The 15,025-nt window shown below is 67.6% G+C and carries 12 protein-coding genes; 2 read left to right on the top strand and 10 right to left on the bottom strand.

Annotated elements, in window-relative coordinates; genetic code table 11:
* Positions 1–8: 8 nt before the first annotated feature.
* The 3 genes from ACOOHF_RS07315 to ACOOHF_RS07305 all read right to left on the bottom strand — a co-directional run bounded on the left by ACOOHF_RS07315 (position 9) and on the right by ACOOHF_RS07305 (position 4,585).
* Positions 9–1,397: a glycine--tRNA ligase gene (locus tag ACOOHF_RS07315; RefSeq protein WP_420464003.1), complete on the bottom strand. Its 1,389-nt coding sequence runs from the start codon at positions 1,395–1,397 to the stop codon at positions 9–11.
* Positions 1,398–1,538: 141 nt separating this feature from the next.
* Positions 1,539–3,188: an N-acyl-D-amino-acid deacylase family protein gene (locus tag ACOOHF_RS07310; protein WP_420464002.1), complete on the bottom strand. Its 1,650-nt coding sequence runs from the start codon at positions 3,186–3,188 to the stop codon at positions 1,539–1,541.
* The gene (locus tag ACOOHF_RS07305) at positions 3,185–4,585 is read right to left on the bottom strand and encodes an amidohydrolase family protein (protein ID WP_420464001.1); all 1,401 of its coding nucleotides are present in this window, start codon (positions 4,583–4,585) and stop codon (positions 3,185–3,187) included. Before ACOOHF_RS07305 ends, ACOOHF_RS07310 begins: the two co-directional genes overlap by 4 nt.
* 301 nt (positions 4,586–4,886) lie before the next feature.
* Here ACOOHF_RS07305 and ACOOHF_RS07300 point away from each other — a divergent pair, with 301 nt between their 5' ends.
* Positions 4,887–5,261: a hypothetical protein gene (locus tag ACOOHF_RS07300; RefSeq protein WP_420464000.1), complete on the top strand. Its 375-nt coding sequence runs from the start codon at positions 4,887–4,889 to the stop codon at positions 5,259–5,261.
* 17 nt (positions 5,262–5,278) lie between these two features.
* Here ACOOHF_RS07300 and ACOOHF_RS07295 read toward each other — a convergent pair whose 3' ends face one another.
* The 4 genes from ACOOHF_RS07295 to ACOOHF_RS07280 form a co-directional block, all read right to left on the bottom strand.
* Positions 5,279–5,677, bottom strand: coding sequence for a PIN domain-containing protein (locus ACOOHF_RS07295; RefSeq protein WP_419934350.1), 399 nt, complete (start codon positions 5,675–5,677; stop codon positions 5,279–5,281).
* Complete coding sequence (locus ACOOHF_RS07290; RefSeq protein ID WP_419934349.1) at positions 5,674–5,922, bottom strand: AbrB/MazE/SpoVT family DNA-binding domain-containing protein; 249 nt, start codon at positions 5,920–5,922, stop codon at positions 5,674–5,676. The genes ACOOHF_RS07295 and ACOOHF_RS07290 overlap by 4 nt, the downstream gene beginning before the upstream one ends.
* 89 nt (positions 5,923–6,011) lie before the next feature.
* The gene (locus ACOOHF_RS07285; RefSeq protein ID WP_420463999.1) at positions 6,012–6,758 is read right to left on the bottom strand and encodes an enoyl-CoA hydratase/isomerase family protein; all 747 of its coding nucleotides are present in this window, start codon (positions 6,756–6,758) and stop codon (positions 6,012–6,014) included.
* A gap of 44 nt (positions 6,759–6,802) precedes the next feature.
* Positions 6,803–9,265: a S9 family peptidase gene (locus ACOOHF_RS07280; protein ID WP_420463998.1), complete on the bottom strand. Its 2,463-nt coding sequence runs from the start codon at positions 9,263–9,265 to the stop codon at positions 6,803–6,805.
* A 215-nt stretch (positions 9,266–9,480) separates the two neighbouring features.
* Between ACOOHF_RS07280 and ACOOHF_RS07275 the strand changes: the two genes are divergently transcribed.
* The gene (locus tag ACOOHF_RS07275; RefSeq protein WP_420463997.1) at positions 9,481–10,155 is read left to right on the top strand and encodes a peroxiredoxin family protein; all 675 of its coding nucleotides are present in this window, start codon (positions 9,481–9,483) and stop codon (positions 10,153–10,155) included.
* Between the two features lie 13 nt (positions 10,156–10,168).
* On the opposite strand, the gene ACOOHF_RS07270 is transcribed toward ACOOHF_RS07275, so the two are convergent.
* From ACOOHF_RS07270 to ACOOHF_RS07260, 3 genes are all read right to left on the bottom strand, one after another.
* A complete protein-coding gene (locus tag ACOOHF_RS07270; RefSeq protein ID WP_419934345.1) occupies positions 10,169–10,519 on the bottom strand; it encodes a hypothetical protein in 351 nt (116 codons plus the stop codon).
* 818 nt (positions 10,520–11,337) lie between these two features.
* Positions 11,338–12,306: a hypothetical protein gene (locus tag ACOOHF_RS07265; protein ID WP_420463996.1), complete on the bottom strand. Its 969-nt coding sequence runs from the start codon at positions 12,304–12,306 to the stop codon at positions 11,338–11,340.
* Between the two features lie 712 nt (positions 12,307–13,018).
* Entirely contained in the window at positions 13,019–14,956 is a 1,938-nt protein-coding gene (locus ACOOHF_RS07260) for an Ig-like domain-containing protein (protein ID WP_420463995.1), read from the bottom strand.
* Between the last annotated feature and the right edge of the window lie 69 nt (positions 14,957–15,025).

Raw genomic sequence — 15,025 nt, 5'->3', positions numbered from 1 at the left:
CTAGCCGGTCAGGCGCCGGGAGAGGCGCCGCCGACCGCCGCCCCCAGCCAGGCCGCGACGCCCGACAGCGGCACCCGTATCTGTTCGAGCGAATCGCGGTCGCGCACCGTACACGTCTCGTCCTCCAGCGTCTGGCCGTCGATCGTCAGACAGAACGGCGTCCCGGCCTCGTCCTGCCTCCGGTACCGCCGTCCGATCGACCCCGCGATGTCGTAGAAGACGTTGAACCGGCCCCGCAATTCACCCGCCAGCTTCTCCGCGATCTCCGGCATCCCGCCCTTCTTCACCAGCGGGAAGACCGCCGCCTGGAAGGGCGCGAGCGCCGGCTTGAGCCGCAGCACGACCCGCTTCTGGCCTCCGACTTCCTCCTCATCGTAGGCGTCCGCCAGCACGACGAGCAGTGTGCGGCTAAGTCCGGCCGACGTCTCGATCACGTACGGCAGGTACTTCCGGTTCGCCGGCTGGTCGAAGTATTCCAGCTTCTTTCCGGAGTGCTCCTGATGGCGGCCGAGGTCGTAGTCCGTCCGGTTGTGGATGCCCTCGAACTCCTGCCACCCGAACGGGAAGCGGTACTGGATGTCCGACGCGTCCTTGCAGTAGTGCGCCAGCTCATCAGGCCCGTGCCGGTGGAAGCGGAGCCGATCCTGGCGGATCCCCAGCGACTCGACCCACGCCATGCGGCGCGTCTTCCACTCCTCGAACCACTCGTCCTCCGTACCCGGCGCCACGAAGAACTGCATCTCCATCTGCTCGAACTCGCGGGTGCGGAAGATGAAGTTCCCGGGCGTGATCTCGTTCCGGAACGCCTTCCCAACCTGCGCGATCCCGAACGGCACTTTCTGGCGGACGGATTCCTGCACGTTCCTGAAGTTGACGAAGATCCCCTGCGCGGTCTCCGGGCGGAGATAGACGGTCGCGGCCTCGTCCTCCACCACCCCCATGAACGTCTTGAACATGAGGTTGAACTGGCGCGGGTCCGTCCACTGGCCCGTGGTCCCGCACACCGAACACTGCTGCGCCTCGGGATCTCCCGCCTCCAGCTGCGGAAGGTCGTCGGCCCGGAAGCGGCGGTGGCAGTTGCGGCACTCGACGAGCGGGTCCGTGAACGCGCCCACGTGCCCGCTCGCGACCCATACCTCGGGGTTCATGAGGATGCCCGCGTCGATGCCCACGATGTTCGGGTAGCGGTGCACCATCTCCCGCCACCAGAGCTGCTGGATCCGGTTCTTGAGTTCGATGCCGAGCGGGCCGTAGTCGTAGACGGACCCCACGCCTCCGTAGATCTCGGAGGACTGGAAGACGAACCCGCGCCGCTTGGCGAGGGACACGAGCTTGTCCATCAAACCGGGCGGATGGCCCGAATCGGCGCTGGGTTCCGTATTCGTTTCGTCGGTCATGAAGATCGGTGGCGGCCGCTCACGTCGGGCGCGGCGGCGGAATCGGCTGGAATCGCCGGAGCCTCGGGAATCGCGAGGGGGGCTCCGGCCGCGAGCCGCAACGATAGCCGTGGCCAGCGAAGACCGGCAACCAAGCCTCGGCTAGCGGTTCTCGGTGAGTTGGCGCGCTGGGCCCTTGAGCACGTGGCCCGGCTTGGCGCCCGTGACCGAGCCGTCGAGGATCACGGGGACACCGTTCACGATCACGTGGTGGATGCCGACGGAATAGCGGTGCGGGTCCACGTAGTCGGCCTGGTCCATGATACGGTCGGCGTCGAAGATCGTGATGTCGGCCCACATGCCGTCCGCGATCCGGCCCCGCTCGGACTGCCCGATCTCGTCGGCCGACATCGAGGTCATCTTTCGGATCGCCTCCTCCAGCGTGAGCACGCCCATCTCGCGTACGTAGCGGCCGAGGATGCGCGGGAACGTCCCGTAGCTCCGGGGATGCGGGAACCCGAGCCCGTAGCCGACCGGATCTCCATCCGTCTCGAACATGGCCTGGGGGTGCTGCATGATGCGGACCACGTCCGCCTCATCCATGAAGTGGTAGATGGCGCTGAACCCGCCCGCCAACTGCAACTCGATCGCGAGCTGGACCCCGGTCGCGTCGTTGTTCGGGAGCCCGCGGTCCGCGGCCAGCTCCGACATCCTCTTCCCGTTGTATTGGGGGAAGGCGCGCAGGGTGCGGAACTGGATCCGTGACAGATCTCCGCCCGTCCAGTCCCGGTTCATCCACTCCTCCGTCTCCCGCTCCACCCGCGCTCGCGTCGCCGGATCGGTCACGCGCACCCGGAACGAATCGACGCCGCCGGCCAGCACCCATTGCGGGAAGAGCACGCTGGAGCCGGTACTTCCCGCCATGTACGGGTAGAGGTCGACCTTGACGTCGATCCCCTCGGCCCGCGCGGAGTCCACCAGCGCGAGCGACTCCACGGTCTTCCCCCAGTTATCGACCCCCATCGCCTTGAAGTGGTTGATGTGGACGGGAAGCCCACCCTCGGCGCCGACCCGGATCGCCTCGCGCACCGCCGGGAGGAGCCCCCGCGCCTCGTCCCGCATGTGCGTGTAGTAGATGCCGCCGTAGTCCGCCGCGACCTTGGCCAGTTCGATGACCTCCTCGGTCTCGGCATAGTTGGCGGGGACGTAGAGAAGTCCGGTCGAGAAGCCGAGCGCGCCGTCCTCCATCGTCTCGCGCACGAGGTCCCGCATCTCGTCCAGTTCTTCCGGCGTCGGGGCCCGGTCCTCCATCCCGATCACCTGCTTGCGGGTCCAGCTGTGCCCCGCGAAGAAGCCGATGTTGGGCGCGACCTCGAGGTCGTCGATGTACTCGCGCAGCGGCCACGGCTGGTCGCCGCTGTGAAGGGACGGGAGGATGGTGGTGATCCCCTGGCGGATGAAGTTCTCGGCCAGCGGCCGCCGGTGGACCTGGTTCTGGACGTGGTTGTGGTGATCGACGAACCCGGGTGAGACGATGAGGCCGGCCGCATCGATCTCCTCGGCGCCCTGTCCCGACAGTCCGCCGTCGCGGGCGATCTCGACCACGCGGCCGTCTCGGATCCCGAGGTCGGCGGTGAAGCGGTCGGCGCCCGTCCCGTCGACGACGGTGCCGCCGACGATGACGAGGTCGAAGGCTGCACCGCCGGCGCCGGCCGACGACGCATCGTCCGCCGTCTCCGGAACAACGGTGCACGTGGCGAGCGCCAGCCCGGCCGCGAGCCCGGCCGCGAGGGTCGGGAGACGGCGGATCATGAGCCGCTCGTGCTCGTCTGCGCGCGGTTCATCTCCCACACGGGAACGCCGTTCCGCTTGTAGATGATCCCGTCCTTGATCACGTCCGTCACGTACCCGAGCACGTTGATGTCGAACAGCGGGTTTCCGTCGACCACGATGATGTCGGCGAGCTTGCCGGGCTCGATCGTGCCGGTCTCCCGGAGGCCGAGGACCTGGGCGGAGACCTTGGTCGCCGCGGAAATCGCCTCGATCTCCGTCATCCCCATGTCGACGAGCGCCGAAACCTCCCGCCACGCCGACTCCGAGTGGAAGTTGAGCGGCGATCCCGTGTCCGTGCCCATGGCCATGAGGGCGTCGGCGTCGATGAACTGGCGCGCCGCGCGTTCGCTGTTGCGGATCTGCCGCGGCGTGCCGCGGAAGTAGGGCTTCCGCCAGAAGTCGTCCTTCGTGTACGAGCTGAGGACCTCCTCCCGGATCGTCGGCGGGAAGCTGTTGATGATGTCGGGATCCCAGAGCCGCTCCGGGAACTCGAGCGTGGCGGGGTAGACCCATATCCGGTGCGAGATCGTCTGGACGACCGGGATCCCCTCCATCGCGATGTAGTCGACGAGTTCCTGCGAATAGGCCGGGACGCTGCCGCCCGAACCGGCGTGCTGGAGTACATCGCAGCCGCCGCGGATCGCGCCCCACACGACTTCCTCCTCATAGACATGGCAGTGGATGGGAACGCCGGCCGGACCCGCCACGGACTTGATGGCCCGCATGTCCTCCTCGGTCGTCCCGATCCATGTCTTGATGACGTCGACGCCCGCGTCGATCAGCATCCGCGTCCGCTCCGCCGCCTCCTCGGGCGTGCGGTGCAGGACGCGGAGCTCGTCCGGGAGAAAATCCCAGGCATAGCGCGTGACCCAGGGTCCGCTCACGAGCAGTCGGGGACCCGGCACCTCGTTGCGGTTCACCCTGTCCCGGAAGGCGAGGCTCGACATGGGCGCGGAGAGGTCCACGCCCGCGGTGACCCCGGCCATGAGCAGTTGCTTCGCCGATGTCTCGTAGACGAGGTCATCATTCCCCTCGAACCAGGGGAACCAGTCGGCGTAGTCCCCGTGCCCGAGGATCATGATGTGCACGTGCGCATCGACCATCCCCGGCATCATCGTCTTGCCGCGGGTGTCGATGACCTCGGCGTCGGGTGGAATCTCGATCTCGGCCGCGGGTCCCACGGCGACGATCCGGTTCCCCTCGATCACGACGGCCGCGTGGTGGATGGGGTTCGCCTCGTAGCCGTCGAGCAGCTGGCCGCCGACCAGCGCAATCGTCCGGTCCTGGGCGGCTGCGGGTGGCGCGGATGTGAGAGCGCCGACGGTCGCGAGCGCGAGAATCCCGGCCATCCGGGGGGATCTGCGGACGGAAGTCATCTGTCCTCCTCTGCCTGCGCGGGCTGGATCGACGAGTCCGTCAAACGTGCGGCGCGTGCAGGCGGGGCGGCAATGGCGGCAGGGGGACGTTCCCGGAACGTCCCGGAGCCCGATGAGGCTCCGTTGACGGACCGCGCCATCCTGAGTTTCGGAAGCGCCGGCGTCACGCGTTCGCGCAGTGTAACGCCAAGACCCTACGTTGGATCGACGATCACGGAGATTTCGAAATGACCCGTCTCGATCACGCCAGACGGCTCGGGGGGCGAGCAGTTACCTTGCCGAATCCCGCAGAGGCACGCCCATGACCGGGGAGATGATCGCCATCATCACGGCGGCCGTCGCCCTGGCCGCGCTACTCGTTCCCGGCCAGCGCGGCATGCGGAGCGACATCAAGAAGCTGCTGACGACAACCAGCCGGACGGAGGGGCGGCTGGAGGGAGTCGAGCAGCGCCTCGGCACCGTCGAGCAACGCCTCGGCACCGTCGAGCAGCGCCTTGGCACTGTCGAGAGCGAGATCGCCGCGGCGCGGACGGAAGTGGCGCGAGTGGAGACTCGGCTCACGATGTGCATCGGGAAGCTCGAGGCCGAACTCAAGGAGCGTCTCGCCCGGCTCGAAGGCTACTTCGAAGCCATGGGGGCCGGAGGCCGCGCGACCCGGAAGCGACCCGCCAAGTAAGCGGATCGGCTACGCGGTCACTCCGCGAGCGCGAACAGGCTGCTGCGCGCCGCCCGACGATCAAAGGTGTAGGTCCGGGCGCAACCACATGCACGGTTGGCGCGCCCGATCAGGTAGTCGGCGAAATCGGCTGTGCCCGACTCATAGTCCCGCAAGGCGAGTTGAACCACCTCCGCATTTTCCACGATCAGTTCGGCCGTACCCAGAAGCGCGCGGATGGCCTGTATGACGGCGGCCTTCTCGTAGCGATAGCCGCGCCTCAACACCCACACCAATTCGACGAGCACGGGCACGCCCACGTAGCCGGGCGACTCCGGCGTACAACGGTCCTGGATCAGCCGTGTGGCCACGGTGGCGAGTTCCGGATCGTCCCCGGTGATGAAGCGCACCAGGAGGTTGGTGTCCAGTCCGATCAACGTCGTAGCGTTCGGCGAATGACCGCCCGGGCGATCACTTCGTCCATCTCATCCTCGCTGAGCGCAACGGCCGGTCTCGGGAGCATGCCCGCCAGCTCCATTACAGACCCCGTGATGGGTGTCACCCGGAGGGTACCGTCGTCCTCCAGCGCGAAAGCGATCCTGTCGCCCGCCTTGAGATCGAGCCGGTCCCGGATGGGCTTCGGCAGCGTAACCTGACCCTTGCTCGTGATCGTCGCTTCCATGGCTGCCGCTCCCCCGAACAGAGTTTCCTTACCGCGAGTAAGGTAGACGGGTCTGTACTCCGTGTCTATGCGTGGGATCCTTCGTGCGGCTACTTGCCCCGGTAGGCCGGGTCGCGCTTCTGGGCGAAGGCCTCGAGGCCCTCGCGCCAGTCCTCCGAGGCCATGCAGGTGAAGAGCGCCTCGGCTTCGAGGCGCAGCGACTCCTCGGCGTCAACGGATTCGGCACGGTCGAGGAGGTTTTTCGCCAGCCGCATCGAGATGGGCGCGTTTCGGGCCAGGCGGGCCGCCAGTTCGCGGGCCGCGGGTAGCACTTCGGCCGCCGGGAGCATCTCGTTGGCGAGCCCCCACGAGAGGGCCTCGGCCGGGGTGAAGTAGCGGCCCAGCAGGATCAGTTCGACCGCGCGTGCGTGCCCGACGCGCCGCCTGAGCGTGTAGGCCGTGCCGCCGCCGATGAACGTCCCCAGCGCGACCTCGGGCATGCGGAGCTTCGCCTCCTCCGCCACGATCACGAAGTCGCAGGAGAGCGCGAGTTCGCAGCCCGCCCCGATCGCGTGTCCGTTCACGGCCGCGACCACCGGCTGCGGCAACGTCTGGAGGGCGCGATACACGCGCTGGCTCGTGTGGATGTAGGCGTGGCGCTCCGCCAGCGACGCCTCGTGGTCGCGGTGCGCCTTGAGATCTGCGCCGGAGCAGAACCCCCGGCCCGTCCCCGTGAGGATGACGACGCGCGTCTCGAAGTCCGCCCCGATGCTCGCGAGTTCGGCCTCCAGCGCCTCGTACATGGGGAGGCTGACGGCGTTGAGACGGTGTGGACGGTTGAGGCGGAGGATCCGCACGGGACCCTCCGCCTCGACCAGAAGCGGGACTTCGGCGGCGGCGCTCAGCTTCCCGCGTCGTCCGTCGTGGTGACGGGCTTGGCTGGTTTCACATGCATCTCGAGCCAACGGTCGGTCTCCCACAGGACGTGCAGCACCGATTCGCGCGCCGCGTAGCCGTGGCTCTCCGCCGGCAGGAAGACGAGCCGCGCCGTCGCCCCCAGCCCCTTGAGCGCCGCGTAGAAGCGCCGGGACTGGATCGGGAAGGTGCCCGAGTTGTTGTCGTCCTCTCCGTGGATGATGAGGATGGGCTCGTTCACCTTGTCGGCGTGCATGAACGGCGACATGTAGAGGTAGAGGTCCGGATCCTCCCAGAAGAGCCGCTGCTCTCGCTGGAAGCCGAACGGCGTCAGCGTCCGGTTGTACGCGCCGCTCCGCGCCACGCCCGCCCGGAAGATGTCCGAGTGCGCGAGGAGGTTGCCGGTCATGAAGGCGCCGTAGGAGTGTCCGCCTACGCCCACCCGATCCGGGTCCACGACGCCTCGCCGGACGCCCTCCTCGACCGCGGCCTGGGCGTTCGCCACCAACTGATCGCGGAAGCTGTCGTTGGGCTCGGCGTCTCCCTCGCCGATCACCGGCATCGACGCGTTGTCGAGCACGGCGTAGCCGCGCGTCACGTACGGCACGGCGCCTCCATAGGGAATCCGCGTGAACTGGTGGGGCGAGTCGCGGCGCTGCCCGGCCGCCGCGGCGCTCTTGAACTCGGTCGGGTAGGCCCACACGAAGGTGGGGAGCGGCCCGTCACGCTCCTGGTCGTAGTCGGCCGGCAGATAAAGCGTGGCGGAGAGCGGGATGCCGTCCTCGCGCTCGTACTGGATCGCCTCCTTCCGGATGCCCGCGAACTGCGGATACGGGTGCGGGAAGTCCGTCACCGCGTTGATCGTGCCCCGCTCGAGATCGCGCAGGAAGTAGTTCGGCGGCTCGTCCACCGACTCGCGGCGCGTCATCAGCCGCCCGTCCTCAAGCAGCGACACCACGCCTTCGTAGTACGGCGCGTCGGAGCGGAACAGCTCCTCTTCCTCTCCCGTCTCGATGTTCCGCTTTCGGAGGAAGGGACGGTTGCCTTCGGGCGAGGCACCCTGCCCCGCCAGGTAGACCGAGCGCCCACCGTCCGCGGTCTTCAGCACGCCCTGGCCGCGCTCGTTGGTCGTGAACATGGGGAAGCCGGGGTCGTTGTACCGGTCCTCGGTCTGGAGATCGAAGATCAGCTCCATGTCGCCGGGGGCGTCGGGATCGATTCGGTAGGTGCGCTGCTGGCGGGTGGAGAACCAGTTCTCGCTCACGAAGGCGAAGCCTTCCTCCGCCCACATCACGCCGCCGTAGCGGAGGGGGAGGGACGCGAGTTCCGCGGGCTCGCCGGAGAACGGCGCCGCGTGCATGAAGACCCTGTCGCGGATGTCGGCCTCGGCCAGGGCGTCGCCCCCGTCCTGAGCTTCCACCCAGTAGAGGGTCGCGTCGGCGTCGGCGCGCCACGAGATCGAACGCACGCCGGTGGCGACGGACCCGAACGAGGTCGGGACGCCGTCCTGCAGCGGGAGTTCCGCGACCTGGTGGATCGAGTTCCCCTCCGTATCCCACACCTCGATCGCGTTCGGGAAGCGGGAGGCCGGAACCTGGTACGAGAAAGGCCGGTGGGTCGTCTGCACGAGCAGATGACGGCCATCCGGAGAGGGCGTTGCCCCGCTGAAGATCGCCGGCTCGCCCAGCATGGTCGTCGACCCGTCGAGGCCGACGCGGGCCAGCTGCGCCGTGGCGTAGTACTCGTACAGCGCCTCGTCGTGACGGTCCTGCAGCAGGTCCTGATAGGTGCGGGCGGGGGCCGCTTCCCCCGAACTCTCCTCGATCATCGGCCCCGTCGGGACCATGGGCTCGGCGGGTGCCGGGCCGCGGCCGGGCGGTGCGGCCATGAGGTAGAGGGCGTCGCTATCCGGCGACCAGTTGAACGGGGCGCCGAAGCCCGCGTTGACCGCGTCAAGGTCGGTCAGCCGCCGCGCCGCCGCCGACGCGACGTCGAGGACCCACGCCTGCACGGCCGAATCGGTGTCGTGAGTGAACGCGACCATGCTCCCGTCCGGCGACCAGCGCGTGTTCCGGATGCGAGGCTCCGCGGGGAGGCCCGTGACCGCCCGCTCGTCGCCGTCCAGCGTCCGGAGGGCCAGACCGTTCGACGGCCGGGCCCGGCTGGGGCCGTTGGTGCGCGGGTTGATGCGCAGGCCGGCGATCCTCAGTTCGGGCGCCGAGACCTCGGCGATGGAAGGCAGGCTGGGCCGCATCGTGAGCAGCATCATGGATTCATCCGGGCTGAGGCTGATGCCCGGGGTCACCGGCGCGTCGACCAGCGCGGTGAGCTCGGCGGCCGGCGTCTGGTAACCGTCGGCGCCCTCCTGCGCGACGACATCCGTCGTGGTCGCGAGAAAGAGCAGCGCGAGAGGGAGAGCGAGTCGGGAGGCGAGGGGCTTGAGACGCATGGTACAGGCTCCGGCTAGTGACCTCGATCGGGACAACCGTGGCATAGTCCCAGCCCCCGGTGGCAGGCGCAAGACGACGCGGATACCGCGGAATCCCGCGTGGTTCGGGACAGCCGCCGCAGGCTTCTGTCGCCCGGGACAGCGGATCGATAGCGTTGCGGGACCTGCGGACGGGGACTCGGGTCGCAGGTGGAACACTCGAAAGGAGCGACGGAATGTTGGACGCACGTTACCTCCGGCTTCTTGCAGGGGGCGGAGTTCTTGCCGTCGGGCTGGTCGGCTGCGCGTCGGGGGATGAAGCCGGCATGGAGAACGAGGCGCCGGCCGAGGCCGCCGAGGCTACGCAGGTCGCGCTCGGCCCCGCGGACGGACACGACCTGCCGCCTGCGGACCTCGGGAGAGTGGCCACCGGCGATGCCGCACCCGACTTCACCGCCCTGGCGAGCACCGGCGAGCCGATCACCCTTTCGGACTACCGCGGAGAGAAGAACGTCGTCCTCTTCTTCTACCGCGGACACTGGTGACCCTACTGTGCAAAGCAGCTCGGAGAGCTGCGTGACTTCCTGACCCCGGAGCAGCGCGAGCGGACCGAACTCCTGGCCATCGCGCCCGACACGCCCGAAGAACTCGTGATGATGGCCGACCGCGTCCTGGAGGACTACGACTACGCGCTCGACTTCCCGCTATTGGCCGATGAGGGCTCCGCGATCATCTACCGCTACGGACTCCTCAACGAGGACGACGGGCGCGGACGCCAGATCCCGCACCCCACGACCTACGTCATCGACATGGACGGGACGGTGCGCTGGAACTTCACCGAGGTGGACTACAAGATTCGCCCGGAGAACGCCGACATCCTGGCCGCCCTCAACGCCCTGGAGCCACAGTAGCGACCCCTACGGGTTATCGGCCGGACGGCTGTAGCTGGAACAGGTGGACCGTCGGCACGCCGAAACCGTCGCGAGTCTCGACCCACACCAAGTCGCCTTGAGCGGCGAGCAATCGGGTATGATCGGGGACAGCCACTCGCGATACATCATCCCCTTCACGGGAGACGACGATCCAGTCGTTCATGCCTTGACCTGCGTCCGGGGCCTGAAACCACATGGCGGCCCCGGAATCGATCAGCACACCCTCGTCGACGATACCGCGTCCACGATTCTCGACCGGCGGGTAGTAGTCGGGTGCGTCCAGCGTCTTCAGGACCGCGCTGACCCCGGCGGCGTGGCTGGGGAACACGCCCAGTTCGACCATTCGCTCCAGAGGTCCGAGATCCTCCGCCCAGGCTCGCACATCCTCGGCTGAAAAGGGGGCGGGGCGTATACGGGACGCGGATCGGCTCCGCGCCGCCATCGAGCACGTTGTGGCATTCCACCGTGAAGAACGCCCCGGGGCCGGCCGGCTCCGGCCGTCGAATGACCACGAGGTGTCTCCCGGAGGGGTCGATGGCCAGCATGTCGCTGTGCGAAAAAGGATTGCGCAGTTGCAGGCCGCCACCTCCGGCCGGCACCGGGACCACCAACAATCGATCTCGCAAGTCGAAGGTCAGGAAGGGGACCCCCACCGGAGTAGTCCGCTGACCCATGACGTGGAACGCGAACGCCTCCGCGGGTGCGTCGCCTTCCGTCCGCCGGATCGCCACGACACGGTGGTCGGCCAGGACCGCGAACGGCCGAAGCCGCTCACCACCGCCCGCTGCGGCAGTCCACGTGGCTGGAACCAGGTCCCCGAGGCTCGCCCCCGTCGACACATCGTAGAAGTTGACCCGGGGCCGGCTCGCATCGACGACCCACAGTGTCGCGCCTCTCCTGCGCCGCAAGCCCTCCGGCTGCAAGAAGGGTTACCGTGACAACCGCCTTGATCACCCGGCCTCCTCCGACCCGGGACGCCCTGACCCGGTTTCTTGACGCCGGACGATCGGCAAACGTCACAAGAGAACCGTTACCCGTGGCGCGGCGTTCCAGCTTGGCACCCGCGCTGGTCGCAAGGTTCATGCAGGCATAGGGGGGCTCCACCGAAGGCGGGATGAGCGTGCGAGATCTCGTGCTTGTGACCGCCGCTTGGCTTGCAGCTTAGGGCTGAAAAGCGAGATCCCCGATCTCATACCACGCCAATGTGCGGCTGTCCCCGGAGTCGTGTTCATTTCGGACCGCCACCAGCCGATCGCCTAGCGCGGCGATGTTCGTCACGTCACCGTCCAGCATTACTGTCCCCCGGAACTCAAGCGAGTTGTCGAGGAGCTGATACACATCCAGATAGGTCTCTTCCCGCTCGAACTCGGCAGTCCTGCCCGCTGATTGGAACCACACCCTTCGTCGGCCGTCAACGGTGCGGGCGCCGTACCAAAATTGCGGGCGCCGTCGCAGCTCTTCCGCGGTGTGTCCTGGTGAGAACGATCCTCGGGCGGCGGCCGTGCGCTGAACTTCAAGGGTATGCTGAATGCGCCGTTCGCTGGGAAACCGCTCCTGGTAGGTGGGTGAGCGAAGTACGGCAGTTGGTCGCTGACGATCCTCCGGAGTGTAGCGAATGAGGAGTTCGCCGTTGCACGCGGTGAACAGAAGCTCTTCGTGCCCTGTCGGGATCACGGCTCCGAGCTTCGTCTGGCCCACTCCGAGACGGGTGCTGCACTCCAAGTGATCCACATGCTCCGCGCTTACCTCGCGTTGCCAGCTCACCGCACTCGTATAGGCGTTCAACGCGGCGTGCACGAGCCGTACGTCGTCCCCCGGAGTCCAGAGGAACACGCCGGCGAGCACGGTGCTGTCCGATAGGGTCTGGATCCTTGAGAGTCCGCCCAGGGAAGCGACTTCAGTGCTGGTGACGAACTCGCCGCTCACTGCAAAGATCGAGAGGCGTGACAAAGCTATGTCGTGGACAATCACGGTTTCCCCCTCGTTACCGCGCGCCACGTGGGCGGGAAACTCGAACTCGCCCGGGCCCTGGCCGGGGCGGCCGAGCGTCGCGACTTCGCCGTCAGGGTTAACGCAATGCACTTGGGACTGGTAGCGGTCGATAGCGCAGGCATGATCTCGTTGGATCAACTCGATCTCCCGCGCGCCCGCAGGGAGGGGCGTGACCGCTCCCGCCTCGAGGAACACGATGCGCTCTGACGCGCTCTCCTGCTCATCACAAGCGGTGAGCAGGAGGCACGCGCCGACCATAGCGGTCCTGATCACTGATACCCACACCAGTCTGCGAGGCACGCGAAGAACGTGGCATTCCCAGCTTGGATGGCCCCAGGTTCTTCTGCGCCGAACGCCAGCGCCTCGTTGTAGGAACGCATGGCTTTCCCGTGGCAAGCGGATGTACACAGGTCAGGTCCGGTGGATGACTGGCTCTCGGCTAGCCGAGGCAGCCCTGCGAGAAGGACGGTGGCGAGCATTGGCAGCGCGATCGCTGCCCGTCGGCTGGTGAGCATCGGTAAGAACCTCCCGTGAGAGAAGCGGAACTTTGGACCACGCTGGTCCTTTTCTCAAGGGCATGAACATTAGGGGACATCTGATTTCTGGAGTTAGACCCGAAATCGATGAATTCTGTTTCGAAAGTGATGGATGTCGTGCCGAAATCGATGGACGTTCGCGCCAGTCGCGTGGGCGTGCTGCCCGGCCATGTACCCACGGTCTCCCAGTCGCCACCGGACGCACCGCAGCCGACGGGCTCCAAAGATCACGGTGTGCCGAGGAAGTGGCTCAGGGCCGCGCGAGGGTTACGCGACCTCGTTGAGAGGTGGCGCTCACGGCAATGTACGGTACTTCAGGGGACGAGTTCCTCCTGGACGAGGCGGGCGATCCAGAGCCCGGAGTGAAGGTCGGAGGTGTAGATCCGGCCCTTGAACAGCTGGGCGCCCCAGGTCATCGACCAGTTGGGTACCGCGGCGTCCGGCGATGAGGTCTTGACCGCGCCGATCTCGCGTCCCTGGCGGTAGAGGTCGCCGCGCAGTTCGCCCGAGATGTCCAGCACCCGCAGCCCCGCCTGGTAGTAGCCGACGTAGAGCCGGTCGCGATCGTCGCTCCACAGATTGTGGGCGCCCGCCTCCGGCACCGTGTAGTGCGCGACCTTCACGGGGTTCTCGATGTCGGTCATATCCAGGACCTCCACATAGCCGCGGGCCTCGATGGGGCCGAACGCGTTCGCGTCCCAGTCCGAGGGATAGATCTCCGCCGCCACAAACAGGTACTTGCCGTGGCGCCAAGCGACGTGCGTGTTCCCCTGCCCCGAGACCCACCGCGAGACGAGCTTCGGATCGCGGGCGGTGCCCCCGTGCGTACCGGCCCCCGCGTCGAGGATGTAGATGCCTTCGTTCCAGAACGATGCGTAGGCGTACCCGTCCTGAACGATGACGTCGTGCAGGCTCCGGACCGGCTCGTCGTGCACCCAGCGGTTGATCTCGCGCGGGTTGGCGGGGTCGGCGATGTCCATGATGACGATCTCGCTCGTCCCGTTATGGCAGACATAGACGAGATCCTCGTCCCCAAGGATCCAGACGTTGTGCACGCCTCCGGTCACCGTGTCCGTGTACTCCGACAGGATCGTCGGGTTGGCCGGAGTCGAGAGATCGAGGAAGACGATCCCGTTCCGCCGGCTCGAGGCCCCCTCGCGGGTGACGATCCCAAGCCGGTTGTTGGGGTGGATCTTCACGTCGTTGATCCGGCGGGCGTCCAGCTGGATCGAGTCCGTGAGCACCGGCTGCGTGGAATCGGTCACGTCCCACACCTTCATCCAGTCGTGGAAGAAGGTCCCGATATAGGCGTAGTCGCGCCCGTCCACACCCTCGAAGACCCACGTATCGCCGGCCCGGTGGGTAGTGGTGATCCCGCTCCCCACGATTTCGAGGTGCGCGGTGTGGCGGCGAGGCTCGACCCGGACGGCCACTGTGCGGGTGATGGCGGGACCCACGATCGCGGTCACGCTGTACGTGCCCGGTTCCTCGGCGACGAAGAGGCCGCGGCCGTCGACGGGGTGGACGGCCGCCCCGCCCGGGGTCACGCTCCACAGCGGCTGAACACCCATCTCCCCGCCCTGGCCATCGCGACCGATGACCTGAAGCGCGGCGACATCTCCCGTCGAAAGCGAACTGACGTCCCCGGAAGCGACCAGCTCGTAGTCCTCGGCCGGATTCGGTTCGACCGTCACCTCGACCTGCGCCTCGGCGTCTCCGGCGGAGATCGTCAGCGTGGTACGTCCCGGGCGGTGGCCGAGCACCCGCCCGCTGGCGTCGACCGTGGCGGTGGTCGGTTCGGAGGTGGCATGGCGGAACTCGGCGTTCTCGACGCGGTCTCCCAGTTCGGTATAGGCGTCGATCTCGAGAGGCGCGGTCGTCCCGACGTAGACCGGGCCGGCGACGCGGGCTTCGATCCGGGCGGCCCGCAGCCGCGGTACTCGGACGGTGACCCAACTGGGCTGTCCGCGGAACATAGCCGCTACGCGCGACTCGCCCGGTCGTATCGCCGTCACCGTTCCATCGTTCGAGACCGTGACGCCGTCCCCGGGGGCGAACCACCGGACTTCCGCGCGCGCGTCCTCCCCCTCGGCGCCGTGGATTTCCGCGGTCAGCTGAAACGACGCTCCGACCTCGAGTTCGAGTTCCGTGGGGGAGACCACCACCTGGACGCGCTCCTGCGCGTGGGCAGGCGGGGCTCCGGCGGTGGCCAGGACGAGCGCGGAAGCCAGGAGAGGTGAACGAAGCGACATCGTATCTGCTCCATCTGCGAGTGGACCGGGCTCGAAAGCTCGGTTCGGCCGGCGCGGGCGGCAACAACC

This window comes from Candidatus Palauibacter sp. (assembly GCF_965216145.1).
Lineage (GTDB): Bacteria > Gemmatimonadota > Gemmatimonadetes > Palauibacterales > Palauibacteraceae > Palauibacter.
Note: the sequence above shows the minus strand (reverse complement) of the source record. Positions and strands in the feature narration are given on the sequence as shown.